Below are 16,466 nucleotides of genomic sequence, written 5' to 3'. Positions count from 1 at the left end.
CTCTCTTTTCCCTCTTTCCCTTGCCATCTCCTTGAGGTCCACATTAGCCAGATCTCTTGCCATCTGGAAGAAAGTTGCGATAGTGATTCCTCCCTTGTTTCCTTTCATGCAGTTGTCGTAGCTCTGTGTTCCGGATAATCTTCCGGGTTGAAAATTGTACCCCTAAATAGGAACCGCCGTATGCGGAACCGCATGTGCGGTGGTGTGAAAGGCCGGTAAACACGAGAGTAGGAGATAAACACCTATGATAAGTGTTTACCTCCTACTCGATTGGGTCTTCTCTTTCTGTGCCGTTGTATCCGGAACTTGTTAGATGGGTGTAACCTCTTCTCTCACAAGCCCGTTTTGTCAGAACGAATACGTGAATCCTATTGATGCATATTCTTTCAGCTGCCAGTATCCGTGGTCTTTGTCGCGCTTGGCGCCGTCGTCGAAACGGGGATAGACGAAGACGTTTGAGGATATGTATTTGTTGAACTGGAACATCAGCGTGTTTTCCCATTCCAGTTCGGCTCGCTTGTAGGTGGTGTAGCCGTAGAGGCGGGTCTTCCACTTGACGTTCGGCGCGAAAGCCCATGTGAGGTCTATCGTGCATTCCGAACCGAAGTCGTTGAGCGTGTGGTCGCCCTCTTTCAGTCCGTAGCGTGTGGCGAGCGCCTTGCGTCCCACGTAGCGGAAGTTGTATGCCAGCGGAGCCATCTGTATGGTTCCGGTGAGGCGTTTGTTGAGCCACACCACGTTGTAGTCCATACCGACAGACACGTTGACGTTGAGAGGCGAGAGGATGTCGGAATATACCGTGGCGTCGTTGCTCTTGAATCCGCGTGCGAACTGTGTGTAGGCGATGAGCTGCAGTGAGTAATACCATTTCTTGGATGCCTGCAATCCGAGTCGTCCGGTGTAGCGTATGAGGTCTTCCGAGGTCTTGAAGCTGTGGAGAGTGTCGCCGCGCGATGTCTGGAAGCCCAGTTTCATCTCCAGCTTGTTGTCAAACTTCACTTTCTGCTTGTTGTTGTAGTTGGCCTGCATTATTGCGCTTGCCACCATGGAGTAGTTGCTCTCGCCGCCCTTATACCAGTTTGACGACACGTAGTTCTGGAGCATCTGCAGGTAGTATTCGCCCTGATACTTCCAGAAGTTCGGTTTCTTCACGATTATCTCCAGCGGAAGGTCTAATCCGGCGTTGTCTATCACGTCGTCGTCGGCTCTGCTCACGAGCATCTCCTTTTTTCTTATTGGAGTCTTCATCTCCTCGTGTATCTCGCCCATGCGCCTGAGCGAGCGTTCACTCTTTGTGACCAACCGGGGCTTGTTAAGGTAGACGTTCATCAGCGCCATGTCGATAGCCATCTCGCGGTCGTCAACGGGGGTGCTGCCGAGATAGTCGCCCGCCACGGAATGATAGAATGTTGTGGGGGAGAAGAGGCGGAAGAGACGTCCGTCGGCTTCTGTGCAGCTGTCGGGGGCGGCATATATCCTCTCCCTGGCCGATAGCAGCGAGTCGGCGTAGGTCTTCACGATAAGGGTGTCTTTCGCCTTGCTCTTTCTCGTCTTGAAGGGGTGTTGGGCAGAAGCTCCCACACAGGTGGCGAGGAAGAGAAGGAGAATGATGTGTCTGATATTCATAAAAAAGTAATCGTATGCTTGCGTTTGCTCTTTCGGCGGGGGTTATTTCGCTCCGTCGGTGGTCATGTTGCCCTCGATGTAGAGGCGCACCAGCTCCGGAGTGCCGTTTGTCCTCACGGTGATGCTCTTCTTGAAGTGGCCCTCAAACTTGCCCTTGCCGTTGTAGGTCACCTTCACTTCGCCTTTCTCGCCCGGAGCTACGGGCTTCTTGGTGTATGTGGCGACGGTGCATCCGCAGCTTGCCACGGCCTGGTTCACGATGAGTGGAGCCGTGCCCGTGTTCTTGAACGTGAACACGTGGGTCTGCAGCTTTGACTCGGGAAACGTGCCGAAGTTGAAGGTGGTGGCATCAAAACTTATTCTGGCGTCGCTCTGGGCAAAGGCGGTGGCGACAAGCGCAAACAACATTATCGTTGTGAACAATAGCTTTTTCATCTCTTTAAATGTTTTTATTGTCAAATGAATTATTGTTTTGTAATGCAAAGGTATCTTTTCTTTTCGAGAGAACAAAGTTTATACATTATTTTTACTATTATTAACGGCTCGCGGGGCGGAGTTGGAAAATAAAGCACTATCTTTGCAATGCATAATCAGCCATGTCAGGCATGGTTTACACAAACGCTATTTGACCAATATTAAAATAGCTATTCAGCAAATTTAAAACATAATCAAAAAATGGAAAGAACTTGGAGATGGTTCGGCAAGAACGACAAGATAACACTCGACATGCTCAGGCAGATAGGAGTGGAAGGAATCGTCACCGCGCTTCATGACGTGCCAAACGGAGAGGTGTGGACAAGAGAGAAAATCAGAGACCTCAGGGAATATATCGAAAGCTACGGCATGAGGTGGTCGGTGGTGGAAAGCCTGCCTGTGTCGGAAAGCATAAAGTATGCGGGAGATGACCGCGACCGGCTGATAGAAAACTACAAGGAGAGCCTGAAGAACCTCTCGCTCGAGGGCATACATACTATCTGCTACAACTTCATGCCCGTGCTCGACTGGGCGAGGACCGACCTCAGCCACCCCAACCCTAACGGCACCACGAACCTCTTCTTCTCAAGGGCGGAATTTGCTTACTTCGACATCTGCATACTGAAACGCCAGGGGGCAGAGAAGGACTGGCAGGACGTGGCGGCAGAGGTGGAGAAGATGAAGCAGACCATGACCGCTGAAGACAACCACAAGCTCGTGGAGAACATCATAGTGAAGACACAGGGCTTCGTGAGCGGAAACATAAAGGAGGACGACGAACATCCCGTGGAGCTCTTCCGCCAGCTGCTCGACCTGTATAAGGGAATCACCAAAGAGCAGCTCAGAGAGAACATGAAATACTTCCTCAATGCCATAATGCCAACATGCGAGGAGTATGACATGTATATGTGTGTGCATCCCGACGACCCTCCATTCCCGATACTCGGACTGCCAAGAATCGTGACCTCTGACGAGGACATCAGGTGGTTTCTCGAAGCGGTGGACAATCCTCACAACGGGCTCACCTTCTGTGCAGGGTCGCTCTCGGCAGGACAACACAACGACGTGGTGGAACTGGCAAGGAAATACTGTTCACGCACGTGGTTCGTACATCTGCGTTCATGCCACGTGTTCGACAACGGCGACTTTACCGAAGCCTCGCATCTGGGAGGCCGCGCAGACCTGATAGAACTGGCGCGCATCTTCGAGAAAGAGGAGACAAGACGCTCCGGCAACCCGAACATCGGGAAGCTGCCGATGAGAGTGGACCACGGAATGACAATGCTCGGCGACGAAAACCGGGGCTACAACGCCGGATACAGCTTCCTGGGACGGATGTTCGCCATGGGACAGGTGCAGGGAATCATAGCAACCGTTGACAGAGAGCTCGGAAAGGAATACCGACAGCCGGGATTGTGGTAAACCGCAGCAGCGGAGACTAAGACATTTCTTATCATTATATCAAATCAAGCTCCAGACCGGCCGTAATGGCGCCAGGAGCATAAAATACGACAAAGGCATGAACAAACTATTTGACATCAAAGACTATGTGGTGGTCATAACAGGAGGCACGGGAGTGCTCGGACGCACCATAGCAAAATATCTCGCCAAAGAAGGCGCGAAAGTGATAATCCTCGGCAGAAAGGAAAATGTGGGAGCCGAAATCGTTGCCGACATCACGGCAGAGGGAGGACATTGTGAATTCATGAAGACCGACGTGATGTGTCAGCAGACCGTGAAGCAGAACTGCAAGGACATCCTCGAAAAATACGGAAGGATCGACACGCTGCTCAATGCCGCAGGAGGAAACATGGCAGGAGCCGTGATAGCGCCAGAAGGAAACTTCTTCGACCTCGAGGTGGAAGACTTCCAGAAAGTGCTGGAACTGAACCTCACGGGAACCGTCATACCTACACAGGTGTTCCTCGAGCCGATGGTGAAGCAGGGAAAGGGCTCCATCATCAACTTCTCGTCGATGGCAGCCTTCAGACCAATCACACGCGTCTGCGGATATGCAGCTGCAAAGGCGGGCATCAGCAACTTCACCGAATTCATGGCAACTGAATGCGCAAAGAAATTCGGAGAGGGAATACGAGTGAACGCCATAGCCCCGGGATTCTTCATCACGGAGCAGAACCGCAACCTGCTCACCAATCCCGACGGAACATACACGCAGCGAGGCAGAGACGTGATACATCAGACTCCATTCGGAAGAATGGGCGACCCCGAGGAGCTCTGCGGCACGATACACTATCTGATGAGCGATGCGGCGAAGTTCGTCACGGGCACGGTAGCCGTGGTAGACGGAGGCTTCAACGTGTTTGCCATGTAACGACAAGGCCGACCGGCATGGATTGCGCAAACCTTTTCGTATTTTTTTCGACGAAAAGATTGCAAATCCATGTCGGCTCAATTATAAAAACATTAAATTTGCAAAGGATTTCAAAGAAGAAAAGCTGAAACCGGCAATTAATCTGAAACTAATAATCAATTAACTAAATACAAATCATGAAGAAATTGCAAGCTTTAAACAAAAGGACTGCACCAAAAAGTGTAATGCCAGAGAAAATCATCCAGTTCGGCGAAGGAAACTTCCTCCGTGCGTTTGTTGATTGGATCGTATGGAAGATGAACCAGAAGACAGACTTCAACGGCTCTGTAGTAGTGGTTCAGCCATTGGCAGGCGGCATGGTGGACTGGCTCAACGGTCAGGACTGCCTCTATCACGTGAACCTTCAGGGAAAGGAAAACGGACAGCCGGTAAACACACTCGAGCGCATCGACGTGATCAGTCGCGCCCTCAACCCATACTCACAGAACCAGGCTTTCATGGCTCTCGCTGAGCAGCCGGAGATGAGATTCATCATCTCGAACACCACAGAGGCAGGTATAGCCTTCGACGACAGCTGCAAATTCACCGACGCTCCTGCATCTTCATATCCAGGCAAGCTCGTGCAGCTGCTCTTCCACAGATATAAGTTCTTCGACGGAGACCCATCAAAGGGAATGATTCTCATGCCTTGCGAGCTCATCTTCCTCAACGGACACCATCTCAAGGAATGCATCTACCAGTATATCGAACTCTGGAAAGAGGACATGGGGGCAGACTACGAGGGATTCAAAGCTTGGTTTACCGACCATTGCTTCGTATGCGCAACACTCGTAGACCGTATCGTTCCTGGTTTCCCACGCGACACCATCAACGAAATCCAGCAGAAGGTTTGCTACAAGGACAACCTCGTGGTGAAGGCTGAGAGCTTCCACCTCTGGGTAATCGAGAAGGCAGAGAACATGACCGTGGAGCAGATGAAGGAAGAATTCCCGGCAGACAAGGCTGGACTCCACGTGCTCATCACAGACAACGAGAAGCCATACCACGAGCGCAAGGTGACATTGCTCAACGGCCCTCACACCGTGTTGAGCCCTGTAACTTATCTGAGCGGAGTGAATATCGTGCGCGACGCTTGCGAGCATCCTGTGCTCGGCAAGTATATACACAAAGTGCAGTTTGAAGAACTCATGCAGACTCTAAACCTGCCTATGGACGAGCTGCAGCAGTTCGCATCTGACGTGCTGGAGCGCTTTGAGAATCCATTCGTTGACCACCAGGTGACAAGCATCATGCTTAACTCATTCCCTAAGTATGAGACACGCGACCTGCCAGGAGTGAAGGTTTACCTCGAACGAAAGGGAGAACTCCCACAGGGACTCGTGTTCGGTCTGGCTGCCATCATCACATATTATAAAGGTGGAGTGCGCGAAGACGGAGCAGAAATCAAGCCAAACGATGACGCTAAGATAATCGAGAAGCTGCAGGAGCTCTGGGCTACTGGTGACACACAGAAGGTGGCTGAAGGCGTGCTCGCATTCGACTACATCTGGCATGAGGACCTGAACAAGACAGTTCCAGGACTTGCAGAGCTCGTGAAGAAAGACCTCGACCTCATCCAGGAGAAGGGTATGCTCGAGGCTGTGAAGACTATTCTGTAAGAATGATAAAGGATTCTGACAGACGTGCCATGCAGGCGCAAGCGACAGTGGAGGTCTGTCATGGAAAATTGATATTTGCTATAAGGACGAAGGGCGTTTATTTTGCCCCTCGTCCTTTTTTCGTAAATACCCCTTTGGCTGGTCCTCTCCCCCAGCTTGTTTATTTCTTCTGTCAGTTGTCTGCTGGTCCCTGCTCTTCGGTGGTCTCTTGGCTTCTTCTATCCATTGCCCTCTGGTTATTCTCTCTCTGGCGTTTTTCATGTCTTGATTCCCGCCAGTTTGTTTACCCCGTCTGTTTGTATGTCAAATCAGTTTATTCTGTTTCTCTTAGCGTCGGTTTGTTGAAAAATGGCACGTTGTCAAGGCACTTTGTAAATTAATTTATCAAATCAGTCAAATATACTTACGTTTTCACGTTGATTGCCATGAAATACTTGAAGAATGTTTGGCGTTTTGGATATTTAGTGTATCTTTGCACTATAAAAAAACATGACTACATATATATAAGTGAGATTTTTTTCAGTAACCAAGCATATAACAAGCGTCCTGAGTTCGACAGGCCAAATCTCATCGAACGGCTGGTTTTCCTGAAGGTGGCAAAGGCGATGACGGAACAGGGAATCGTATGACGACGCCCCAAGGACAAGCGTTGTGCTGCCTTAACGAAACTAACCTTTATATACTATGATGCATCCCGGGTGTTTCGCAGAAATGCGGGGCGCCCTTTCTTTTTGCATTTTTTTTGAATAATGCATGCATAATTGTTTTTCTACTTGGATAAAATACACTATCTTTGCAATGGGCATGTTTACCGCCACTCTTCGGAGACGGCAACTTTCAGACAGTCTAAAAACAATAATCTAAAACAAAATAGCAATTATGGAAAATAGCAAAGAACTCATCGCATTGTGTGAAGAGAGAGCCAAGCAGTGGCTTTCTCCGGCTTTCGACGAAGAAACACGCACAGAAGTCAAGGCTATGCTCGACGCTGAAGACAAATCGGCGCTGATTGACGCTTTCTATCAGAACCTGGAATTCGGTACAGGCGGACTGAGAGGCATCATGGGAGCCGGAACAAACCGCATGAACAAGTATATTGTAGGAATGGCGACACAGGGATTCGCAAACTATATCCTGAAAGCATTCCCCGGCGAAGAGGGACTGAGCGTGGTGGTAGGCCACGACTGCAGAAACAATTCCAGACTCTTTGCCGAGACCGTGGCGGCAATATTCTCAGCCAACGGTATAAAGGTTTACCTCTTCGAAAGCCTGCGCCCGACACCGGAAATATCTTTCGCCATAAGAAAGCTCGGAGCTAAGGCAGGAGTGAATGTGACAGCATCCCACAACCCTAAAGAGTACAACGGATACAAGGCTTACTGGAGCGACGGAGCACAGGTGCTCTCGCCACACGACACAGGAATCATCGAAGAGGTGAACAAGGTGAAGATGGAAGACGTGAAGGCCGAAGCCAACAAAGATCTCATCAAGATAATCGGCGGAGAAATGGACTATGACTACATGCAGGCTGTTCACACGGCAATGATAGACCAGGACGTCATCAACCGACAGAAAGACCTCAATATCGTATACTCGCCAATGCACGGAACGGGTAGGGTGATTGTGCCTCTCTGCCTGCGCTCATGGGGATTCCAGAATATCAACGTCGTGCCGGAGCAGATGGTGGTAGACGGAAACTTCCCCACTGTAGTGTCGCCAAACCCGGAGAATTCCGAGGCCATGACTCTCGGAATGAAACTCGGAACAAAGCTCAATGCCGACCTCGTGGTGGCCACCGACCCTGATGCCGACCGCCTCGCTATAGTATGCCGCGACGACAAGGGAGAGTGGGTGATCATCAACGGAAACCAGACTTGCATGATGTTCTGCTATTACATCATAGAAAACAAGAAGAAACTGGGCAAGCTGAAGCCTACAGACTATCTCGTGAAGACTATTGTGACGACAGAAGTCATCGCCGAGATAGCAAAGAAGAACAATGTGGAACTCAGAGACTGCTACACCGGATTCAAGTGGATTGCACGCGAAATAGCCATCTCTGAGGGCAAGCAAGACTATATCGGAGGAGGAGAGGAAAGCTTCGGATTCCTGCCTTACGACAAGGTGAGAGACAAGGACGCTCCTGCTTCAATATGCCTCATCTGTGAAATAGCAGCATGGGCAAAAGACCAGGGCAAGACGCTCTACGACCTGCTCATGCAGATATATCTCGAATACGGATTCTCAAAGGAATTCACAGTCAATGTGGTTCGCCCGGGAAAGAGCGGAGCCGATGAAATCAAGCTGATGATGGAGAACTTCCGCAACAATCCTCCTAAAGAGCTCGGAGGTAGCAAGGTGGTGCTCTGGAAAGACTACAAGACACTGGAGGCAAAGAAGGCAGACGGAACCGTGGAGAAACTCGATATGCCGACCACAAGCAACGTGCTCCAGTGGTTCTGCGACGACAAGACAAAGGTCAGCGTCCGTCCTTCCGGCACAGAGCCTAAAATCAAATTCTATCTTGAAGTTAAAGACACGATGAAGTGTGCTGGATGCTACCAGCGCTGCAGCAAGGCTGCCGACGAAAAGATAGAGGCAATCAAGAAATCTCTCGGACTGGATTGACAAAACAATACTTGCAGGCGAAATCCTGCAGACAATTGTGAAATATAATGGTTTAAGCCAATATGCGGTTATGCTTGATGCTCGGCCACATATTGGCTTTTGCCTGATTTCATCGGGTATTCTGACAACAGCAACCTCTGGCAGCCTGCCGATGGAAACGCATTTTTTTCGATTCGCTTTTCGACCGTGTCGTTCTTTTTCACGTCATGAAAGTTTGTATTGTTCCCGATTATTAGTAAATTTGCATCTGGATGCTCGCCATGTCGATTGTGGCAGGCTTTGATTTGATAAACTCTTGATATTAGCAATGGAAGCTTCATATGTAGATTTGACCATCCGTCTTTCGCTCGCCCTTGTGCTGGGAGGAGCGATAGGCATAGAGCGGGAGTATAGAGCCAAGGAGGCTGGATTCCGCACCCATTTCCTCGTGGCGTTGGGTAGTGCGCTGTTTTGCGTGGTGTCGCAGTTCGGTTTCGGCTTCGACCTGAAGGATTCATCACGTGTGGCGGCACAGGTCGTGTCGGGCATCGGATTCCTCGGAGCAGGAACAATCATCTTTCAGAAAAACGTGGTGCGCGGACTCACAACGGCAGCCGGCTTGTGGGTGACGGCGGCCATAGGACTGGCTTGTGGTACGGGAATGTATCTGGCCGCCACCATTGCCACGGTAATGGTGCTGTTCGGTCTCGAAGTGATAAATGCCCTGATTCCGCAGCTCGGCTCTACGGTGGTTGATCTGTCCTTTTCCGCACCTTCGATAGAAAGCATCCGACAGCTTATAGCAAAAATGCGGCACGACGGCATGGACGTGAGGTCGTATGAAATAAAGGAGCGGCGTACATCACAGGGAGAATTCCTAGAGGCAAACCTTCACCTTAAAGTAAAGCGTGGGTCGAACGACAAACTGCGCGTCATAGATTATATGGACCAGTTTACCGACGTTACGATATCCGCGGTAGAGGTGTAATTCTCCTTGCCTGTGATGCACAGGCTTGAAAGAGTAAGTTGGAGCGCTGCAATCTACTGATATTGACATATACTTTGTCCATTATATTATGATGATACTATTCCGGTCAGATGGTTATAATCGCTTGATAACTTGAATAGTTATGGATTAGCAGCGTTTAAACGTAAAAAAAACTTAATTTAACAACTGTGAAGTAGGAAAACTTTGCTAAATCGGAAAAAGTTTGTAATTTTGCACCCTGTTTGGAATAAGTATCAAAAGGAAACAACAAAAAACGTAGATAGAAATGTCTAAAATTTGTCAAATCACGGGAAAGAAAGCCCAGATGGGTAATAACGTATCCCACTCAAAGCATCGCACAAAGCGCAGCTTTGACGTAAATCTGTTTAATAAGAAATTCTATTATGTAGAAGAGCAGTGCTGGATTAGTCTGAAGATTAGTGCTGCAGGTCTTCGTCTGATTAACAAGGCTGGTCTTGATGCAGCTCTCAAGATGGCTGTATCTAAGGGCTATTGTGATTGGAAAGATATAAAAGTTATAGGAGAATAATACAATGGCAAAGAAGGCTAAAGGCAACCGCGTTCAGGTAATCCTTGAATGCACTGAGATGAAAGAGAGCGGAATGCCGGGAACAAGTCGTTACGTAACGACCAAGAACCGCAAGAACACTCCTGAGAGAATGGAGCTGAAGAAATACAATCCTATTCTCAAGAGAATGACTCTCCACAAAGAAATTAAATAATCTAATAAAATACATTAGAAAATGGCAAAGAAAGCAGTCGCCACCCTTCGTGATGGTTCAAACGATGGTCGCGCATATACAAAGGTTATAAAGATGGTAAAGAGCCCCAAGACAGGTGCCTATTGTTTCGATGAGCGTATGGTTCCCAATGAGGCTGTGAAAGATTTCTTCAAATAAATCTATCTCTTAAATGATATTAAGGGCTGCAATTACAGGTTGCAGCCCTTTTTTCGTTAGCTTGTTGGTTTTTTATTTGTGGAAATGAGCTTTTTTGCGTAATTTTGTAGCATAATATAAAATATCATTATGGGATTTTTCGGACTATTCACAAAGAAAAATAAAGAGACCCTTGACAAAGGACTCGAAAAAACAAAACAGAGCGTGTTCTCAAAACTCGCTCATGTGGTGGCAGGCAAATCTAAGGTTGATGACGAAGTGCTTGACGACCTGGAGGAAGTGTTGATAACTTCCGACGTGGGGGTAGACACTACCATCAAAATAATAAACAGTATAGAGGAGCGTGTGGCAAGAGACAAGTATGTCTCCACCTCTGAGCTGAACGGTATTCTGAGAGATGAAATATCAAAGCTCCTCGATGACAGCAATGATGTGACGGACTGGAACCTGCCGGAGGGTCGCAAACCATACGTCGTGCTCGTTGTCGGAGTGAATGGAGTGGGGAAGACCACGACAATCGGAAAACTCGCAAAACAGTTCAAAAACGCAGGAAAGAAAGTCTATCTCGGAGCGGCCGACACGTTCAGGGCTGCTGCCGTAGAGCAGTTGTGCATCTGGGGAGAAAGAGTCGGAGTGCCTGTAGTAAAACAACAGATGGGTGCAGACCCTGCAAGCGTAGCTTACGACACGTTAAGCTCTGCTATGGCTAATGATGCTGACGTGGTGCTTATTGACACGGCAGGAAGGCTACACAACAAGGTGGGACTAATGAACGAGCTGAAGAAAATAAAGGATGTGCTGAAGAAACTCATACCGACCGCACCGGACGAGGTGATGCTCGTGCTCGACGGCTCTACAGGACAGAACGCCTTTGAGCAGGCAAAACAGTTTGCTGCCGTTACTCAGATTACGAGCCTGGCCATAACGAAACTCGATGGTACTGCAAAGGGCGGCGTAGTGATAGGAATATCAGACCAGCTCAAAGTGCCAGTGAAATACATAGGACTCGGAGAGGGTGTTGACGACCTTCAGATTTTTGACAAGAAACAATTCGTAGACTCATTATTCGATACAGACAAGTGATACGCAATCAGATAGATTTCATAACCATGGGGTGCTCCAAAAATCTTGTTGATACGGAGTCCCTGATGCGACGGTTCAAGAGAATCGGTTACACATGTACCCATGACTGCGACCATCCTGAGGGAGAGATTGCTATAATAAATACATGCGGATTTATAGGCGACGCAAAAGAGGAGAGCATAGAGATGATTCTCCGATTCGCTCAAGCTAAGGATGAAGGCTTGCTTGATAAATTGTTTGTAATGGGTTGCTTGTCACAGCGTTACAGAGAAGAATTGTCTGCGGAAATTCCACAGGTGGACAAGTTTTATGGCAAATTCGACTTCAAGGATCTGATTGATGATTTGGGAGCCGCAAAGGGATTTGTCTGCGAGAAAGCAACCGTATCGTCATGTGCGGACGGATCATTTAAACAAAAGACCACACCAGCTCATTATTCATACATAAAAATCAGTGAGGGATGTGACCGTCATTGTGCGTATTGTGCCATACCTATCATCACAGGAAAGCACAAGAGCCGCCCAATGGAAGATATAATTGCAGAGATGGAGACTCTCGTCAAGGAGGGTGTGAAAGAGTTCCAGATTATCGCTCAGGAACTTACGTATTATGGAGTGGACCTCTATGGCAGGCAAAGCATCGCTGAACTAGTGGAGAGAATGGCAAATGTTGAGGGAGTGGAATGGATACGATTGCATTATGCCTATCCTAACAACTTCCCGTTTGAATTGTTGGATGTAATTAGAAACCACGATAATGTCTGCAATTACCTCGACATCGCTTTGCAGCACGTCTCTGACCATATGCTGACTGCGATGCGGCGCAACACGTCAAGCCAGGAAACATACAAACTGATTGAGAAACTCAGAGAGGCTGTTCCAGGGATTTGCATCCGTACTACGTTGATGGTTGGATTCCCAGGCGAGACCGATGAGGATTTTGACGAGCTGGTGAAGTTCGTGAAATGGGCAAGATTCGAACGAATGGGAGCCTTTGCATATTCTGAGGAAGAAGGTACATATAGTGCAGAGCATTATAAAGATGACGTTCCATACGACGTGAAACAATGCCGTCTTGACAGACTTATGCGTGTGCAGGAGCGTATAAGTGCTGAGCTCGAAGCTGAGAAAATCGGAAAAGAACTGAAAGTTATTGTAGACCGCAGGGAAGGTGATTATTACATTGCGCGCAGCGAATACTCCTCACCAGAGGTTGACCCGGAGGTTCTTATCGAGGCCCATGACGGGATGGAATTGGAAATCGGAGGATTCTATATTGTCGAAATCACCGGTTCTGAAGAGTTTGATGTATATGCCACCGTATTGGGAAGGGCATAAATGTGTATAAGGAGAAACTATATGAACAACAAAAGTTTCATTTCTGAAGTGGCTAATCGTACGGGCATGGATCCTGAGGATGCTCAGATGTTTTCATACACGCTCGTAGATGTAATGAACGAGTGTTTTCAAAAAGGTGACGTTGTATCATTCAGCAACTTCGGTTCTTTTGAAGTCAAGAAACGTATGGAGCGTATAATGGTCTCGCCGAACACAAAGAAGAGAATGCTCGTCCCACCGAAATTGGTACTTTCCTTCAAGCCCTCGTCCACTATAAAAGAAAAAATAAAAAATGGAGGACTTCAATAAATGGGCAAGATATTGATGAAAGACATAGCCAGTCAGCTCGCGAAAAAGAAGAACATACGAATTTCAGAAGCAGAGAACTATCTTGATGCCTTCTTTGCCGTAATCCATGATGGCCTAAAGGCTGACAAACTTGTGAAGATAAAGGGATTTGGCACTTTCAAGCTTATAGAAGTCAGAGACCGCGAGAGCGTTGACGTGAATACTGGCGAGAGGGTGCTGATCGATGGTCATACGAAAATTACTTTCACACCCGAGAATTCGCTGAAGGAAATGGTGAACAAGCCATTTTCACAGTTCGAAACCGTTGAGCTGAACGATGGAGTTGAGTTTGGAAGTATGCCAAACGAAAACGTAGAAGCAGAAAACGGGAATATAGGTAATAAGGATAGTGAATCTGAGAATAATTCAACAGTCGATAACACTTCGGTTAGTGGAGAAAACTCCAGATTATCAGTTGATTATGGGAATGATGGCCATTGCGGGTCTGAATTAGACATTGCGAAAGAAGTTGGGTCGGATGACGGGATCGTTGAAGCCGAATCTGATGCTGCTACTGAAGAAGAAGTAATATTGAATAATTCAACCGATACTCTTGACTCTCATAATTCACAATCAGGCAACACAGACGCTCTGGTGCATGCTGATAATGAAGCAGAATCTCGCATTTCCTTCAAGACTGAAGATGAACTATCGTTGGTTTCTGGAGAAACTCCAGATTCAGAATCAGAAACGGAAAAGGATCCAAGTGATAATCAGCCATCACCGTCAGCCCTGCAGGCTGGTGATAGCCCGAATGTTGTCGACGAGACATTTCCTGACTCCGACAATAATGCCCTGGACAACAAGGAAAAGTCACAAGATCCATTCGTGGTTAGCGATGAAACAGAGAGGCGAAATGCACAAGGACAATCTCAAATGGCTTATGTTGCTTCAGGAATTCCTGAAGGTGACACAAGAAAGGCGCATAAGAAAGCAGGAAATGTGAAACTTGTTCTTTTGTCGTTGCTTGCGTTGGCAAGCATTGCATCGGCTTTTGTTGCGGGTTTGTATCTTGGAGGCAAAAACGAAAGAAGTGTTCCTGCCAGTAAAGTTGTGGTTGTCAAAAAGGCTTATCCATCAAAGAAAAACGGTTATCAGAAGGCTGCAGTATCAAAGGCTGCCGACACCATAGCCGCAAAGGTGAATATTGCAGGGGAAGACAATGTTGAGAAGGGGGGGAAGGCTGAAATAAAAGATGTACAAGATCATATTTCAGAAACTGAGAATTCTGAAATCCAAAGTGCAAAAAGAATGGTCAAGACAGGGGCATATGTGATAGAAGGTACCGACAGAACTGTGAAAGTGAAGGATGGTCAAACGATGAAGGTGCTCGCACGCCGTTATCTAGGAGAGGGAATGGAATGTTACCTTCAGGTGCATAACGGCAAATCTGAGGTTAAAGTTGGGGAAACTATAAATATTCCTAAACTTAAACTCAAGAAGAAAGCTGCGAATAACAAAGTTTCTTAAAATTAAGCGCCTGTCAACTCATTTTAATATTATTTATGTTCTAAATCTCTTATAACCGAATTTAAAATTATTACTTTTGCGGTATAAAGAGATTTGGAACATTTATTTTAACAAAATATACAACGAAAATCATGGCAGAAGTTATAGACATTAGAGAGCTAAACATTCTGATTGAACAACAAAGTGCTTTTATAACAAGCATCAAGCGTGGCATGGAAGGTGTCATTGTGGGACAAAAACACTTGGTGGACAGCCTGCTTATTGGTCTGCTGAGCGATGGACATATATTGCTGGAAGGTGTACCGGGATTGGCAAAGACCCTTGCCATCAAGACCCTTGCACAACTCGTCAACACAGAATTCAGCCGCATACAATTCACACCAGACCTGTTGCCGGCCGACGTTATTGGTACATTGATATATTCACAGAAGACCGAGAGCTTCCAAGTGAAGAAAGGTCCGGTCTTCTCAAACTTCATTCTTGCAGATGAGATAAACCGTGCTCCGGCAAAGGTTCAGAGCGCATTGCTCGAGGCTATGCAGGAACATCAAGTGACAATCGGTAGTACAACATTTGACCTGCCAAGTCCTTTCCTAGTAATGGCAACTCAGAATCCTATAGAGCAGGAGGGAACATATCAGTTGCCAGAGGCGCAGGTAGACCGTTTTATGTTGAAAGTGATAATTGATTATCCCACTATCGAAGAGGAAAAGCAGATTATCAGGGAGAATCTCAATGGTCTGAAGGCAGATATCAAACCAGTTGTTGAAGCGTCTGAGATACTCAATGCCAGGAAAATAGTAAATCAAGTATATCTCGACGAAAAGATTGAGCAGTATATCGCAGATATCGTGTTTGCGACACGTTATCCTGAGCGTTATGGATTGGAGAATATCAAACCTCTGATAACCTTTGGAGGAAGCCCTCGTGCCAGCATCAATCTGGCCAAAGCTGCCAGAGCGTATGCATTTATCAATCACAGAGGATATGTGGTACCAGAGGATGTACGTTCCGTAGCATATGACGTATTGCGTCACCGCATTGGACTTTCTTACGAGGCTGAGGCAGACAACGTGACAGGAGAGGAGATCATAAGTAAAATATTAAATAAAGTGGAGGTTCCTTGATGGAAGCTCAGGATTTGTTGAAGAAGGTCCGCAAGATTGAAATCCATTCTCGCGGACTTAGCAATAATATATTTGCTGGTCAATATCACTCGGCCTTCAAAGGACGAGGAATGGCCTTTAGCGAAGTGCGTGCATATCAGTATGGCGATGACGTGCGTGATATAGACTGGAATGTCACAGCAAGGATGAATTCACCATATGTGAAGGTGTATGAAGAAGAGCGAGAACTTACTGTAATGCTGCTTATCGACGTCAGCGCATCTCTTGACTTCGGCACCCGCATGCAGACAAAGCGTGACAAGGCAACGGAGATTGCGGCAACATTGGCTTTCAGTGCGATACAGAATAACGATAAGATTGGAGTAGTGTTCTTTTCTGACAAGATAGAAAAGTATATTCCGCCCAAGAAAGGAAGAAAACACATATTGTATATAATCCACGAGATGCTTGACTTTCATCCTGAGAGCAAGCGCACAGATATATCCTGTGCTCTTCA

At 47.3% G+C, this 16,466-nt stretch carries 16 protein-coding genes; 14 read left to right on the top strand and 2 right to left on the bottom strand.

What is annotated here, in order from left to right; genetic code table 11:
• Positions 1-348: 348 nt before the first annotated feature.
• Together QVO99_RS04940 and QVO99_RS04935 are read right to left on the bottom strand one after the other, a co-directional pair.
• Positions 349-1,626 carry a DUF3078 domain-containing protein gene (locus QVO99_RS04940; RefSeq protein WP_022316494.1) on the bottom strand — a complete coding sequence of 426 codons (1,278 nt, stop codon included), beginning with the start codon at positions 1,624-1,626 and terminating at the stop codon, positions 349-351.
• A gap of 42 nt (positions 1,627-1,668) precedes the next feature.
• On the bottom strand, positions 1,669-2,061 hold the full coding sequence (locus QVO99_RS04935) for a DUF1573 domain-containing protein (protein ID WP_022316493.1): 393 nt from the start codon (positions 2,059-2,061) through the stop codon (positions 1,669-1,671).
• Between the two features lie 240 nt (positions 2,062-2,301).
• Between QVO99_RS04935 and uxuA the strand changes: the two genes are divergently transcribed.
• From uxuA to QVO99_RS04865, 14 genes are all read left to right on the top strand, one after another.
• Positions 2,302-3,522, top strand: coding sequence for a mannonate dehydratase (gene uxuA, locus QVO99_RS04930; protein ID WP_022316492.1), 1,221 nt, complete (start codon positions 2,302-2,304; stop codon positions 3,520-3,522).
• Between the two features lie 97 nt (positions 3,523-3,619).
• Entirely contained in the window at positions 3,620-4,432 is an 813-nt protein-coding gene (locus QVO99_RS04925) for an SDR family oxidoreductase (protein ID WP_022316491.1), read from the top strand.
• 176 nt (positions 4,433-4,608) lie between these two features.
• Positions 4,609-6,090: a tagaturonate reductase gene (locus QVO99_RS04920; RefSeq protein ID WP_022316490.1), complete on the top strand. Its 1,482-nt coding sequence runs from the start codon at positions 4,609-4,611 to the stop codon at positions 6,088-6,090.
• Between the two features lie 879 nt (positions 6,091-6,969).
• Positions 6,970-8,718 (top strand): phospho-sugar mutase, encoded by a 1,749-nt coding sequence (locus QVO99_RS04915; RefSeq protein WP_022316488.1) that lies wholly within the window; start codon positions 6,970-6,972, stop codon positions 8,716-8,718.
• 307 nt (positions 8,719-9,025) lie between these two features.
• The gene (locus tag QVO99_RS04910; protein WP_022316487.1) at positions 9,026-9,685 is read left to right on the top strand and encodes an MgtC/SapB family protein; all 660 of its coding nucleotides are present in this window, start codon (positions 9,026-9,028) and stop codon (positions 9,683-9,685) included.
• Positions 9,686-9,971: 286 nt separating this feature from the next.
• Positions 9,972-10,235 carry a 50S ribosomal protein L28 gene (gene rpmB / locus QVO99_RS04905; RefSeq protein WP_022316486.1) on the top strand — a complete coding sequence of 88 codons (264 nt, stop codon included), beginning with the start codon at positions 9,972-9,974 and terminating at the stop codon, positions 10,233-10,235.
• 4 nt (positions 10,236-10,239) lie between these two features.
• Complete coding sequence (gene rpmG, locus QVO99_RS04900) at positions 10,240-10,428, top strand: 50S ribosomal protein L33 (RefSeq protein WP_022316485.1); 189 nt, start codon at positions 10,240-10,242, stop codon at positions 10,426-10,428.
• Between the two features lie 21 nt (positions 10,429-10,449).
• Positions 10,450-10,605 (top strand): DUF4295 domain-containing protein, encoded by a 156-nt coding sequence (locus QVO99_RS04895; protein WP_022316484.1) that lies wholly within the window; start codon positions 10,450-10,452, stop codon positions 10,603-10,605.
• A 129-nt stretch (positions 10,606-10,734) separates the two neighbouring features.
• Positions 10,735-11,688 carry a signal recognition particle-docking protein FtsY gene (gene ftsY / locus QVO99_RS04890; protein ID WP_022316483.1) on the top strand — a complete coding sequence of 318 codons (954 nt, stop codon included), beginning with the start codon at positions 10,735-10,737 and terminating at the stop codon, positions 11,686-11,688.
• Positions 11,685-13,025, top strand: a complete 1,341-nt coding sequence (gene rimO / locus QVO99_RS04885) for a 30S ribosomal protein S12 methylthiotransferase RimO (RefSeq protein WP_022316482.1) — start codon at positions 11,685-11,687, stop codon at positions 13,023-13,025. The genes ftsY and rimO overlap by 4 nt, the downstream gene beginning before the upstream one ends.
• 21 nt (positions 13,026-13,046) lie before the next feature.
• The gene (locus tag QVO99_RS04880; protein ID WP_022316481.1) at positions 13,047-13,334 is read left to right on the top strand and encodes an HU family DNA-binding protein; all 288 of its coding nucleotides are present in this window, start codon (positions 13,047-13,049) and stop codon (positions 13,332-13,334) included.
• Positions 13,335-14,843 carry an HU family DNA-binding protein gene (locus QVO99_RS04875; RefSeq protein WP_288176965.1) on the top strand — a complete coding sequence of 503 codons (1,509 nt, stop codon included), beginning with the start codon at positions 13,335-13,337 and terminating at the stop codon, positions 14,841-14,843. It begins immediately after the preceding gene.
• 131 nt (positions 14,844-14,974) lie between these two features.
• Complete coding sequence (locus QVO99_RS04870; protein ID WP_022316479.1) at positions 14,975-15,970, top strand: AAA family ATPase; 996 nt, start codon at positions 14,975-14,977, stop codon at positions 15,968-15,970.
• Positions 15,970-16,466 (top strand): DUF58 domain-containing protein (locus QVO99_RS04865; protein ID WP_288176964.1); only part of this gene is annotated, 497 nt, incomplete at its 3' end. The genes QVO99_RS04870 and QVO99_RS04865, both read left to right, overlap by 1 nt.

Origin of the sequence: Prevotella sp. CAG:592 (assembly GCF_000436015.1) — a bacterium.
In the GTDB taxonomy this organism is placed as follows: domain Bacteria; phylum Bacteroidota; class Bacteroidia; order Bacteroidales; family Bacteroidaceae; genus Prevotella; species Prevotella pectinovora.
This window is presented reverse-complemented; position numbering and strand designations above follow the sequence as displayed.

Coding starts and splice junctions, on each gene's coding strand:
- QVO99_RS04940 (WP_022316494.1), bottom strand. CDS start 1,626: ATGAATATCAGACACATCATTCTCCTTCTCTTCCTCGCCACCTGTGTG.
- QVO99_RS04935 (WP_022316493.1), bottom strand. CDS start 2,061: ATGAAAAAGCTATTGTTCACAACGATAATGTTGTTTGCGCTTGTCGCC.
- uxuA (WP_022316492.1), top strand. CDS start 2,302: ATGGAAAGAACTTGGAGATGGTTCGGCAAGAACGACAAGATAACACTC.
- QVO99_RS04925 (WP_022316491.1), top strand. CDS start 3,620: ATGAACAAACTATTTGACATCAAAGACTATGTGGTGGTCATAACAGGA.
- QVO99_RS04920 (WP_022316490.1), top strand. CDS start 4,609: ATGAAGAAATTGCAAGCTTTAAACAAAAGGACTGCACCAAAAAGTGTA.
- QVO99_RS04915 (WP_022316488.1), top strand. CDS start 6,970: ATGGAAAATAGCAAAGAACTCATCGCATTGTGTGAAGAGAGAGCCAAG.
- QVO99_RS04910 (WP_022316487.1), top strand. CDS start 9,026: ATGGAAGCTTCATATGTAGATTTGACCATCCGTCTTTCGCTCGCCCTT.
- rpmB (WP_022316486.1), top strand. CDS start 9,972: ATGTCTAAAATTTGTCAAATCACGGGAAAGAAAGCCCAGATGGGTAAT.
- rpmG (WP_022316485.1), top strand. CDS start 10,240: ATGGCAAAGAAGGCTAAAGGCAACCGCGTTCAGGTAATCCTTGAATGC.
- QVO99_RS04895 (WP_022316484.1), top strand. CDS start 10,450: ATGGCAAAGAAAGCAGTCGCCACCCTTCGTGATGGTTCAAACGATGGT.
- ftsY (WP_022316483.1), top strand. CDS start 10,735: ATGGGATTTTTCGGACTATTCACAAAGAAAAATAAAGAGACCCTTGAC.
- QVO99_RS04880 (WP_022316481.1), top strand. CDS start 13,047: ATGAACAACAAAAGTTTCATTTCTGAAGTGGCTAATCGTACGGGCATG.
- QVO99_RS04875 (WP_288176965.1), top strand. CDS start 13,335: ATGGGCAAGATATTGATGAAAGACATAGCCAGTCAGCTCGCGAAAAAG.
- QVO99_RS04870 (WP_022316479.1), top strand. CDS start 14,975: ATGGCAGAAGTTATAGACATTAGAGAGCTAAACATTCTGATTGAACAA.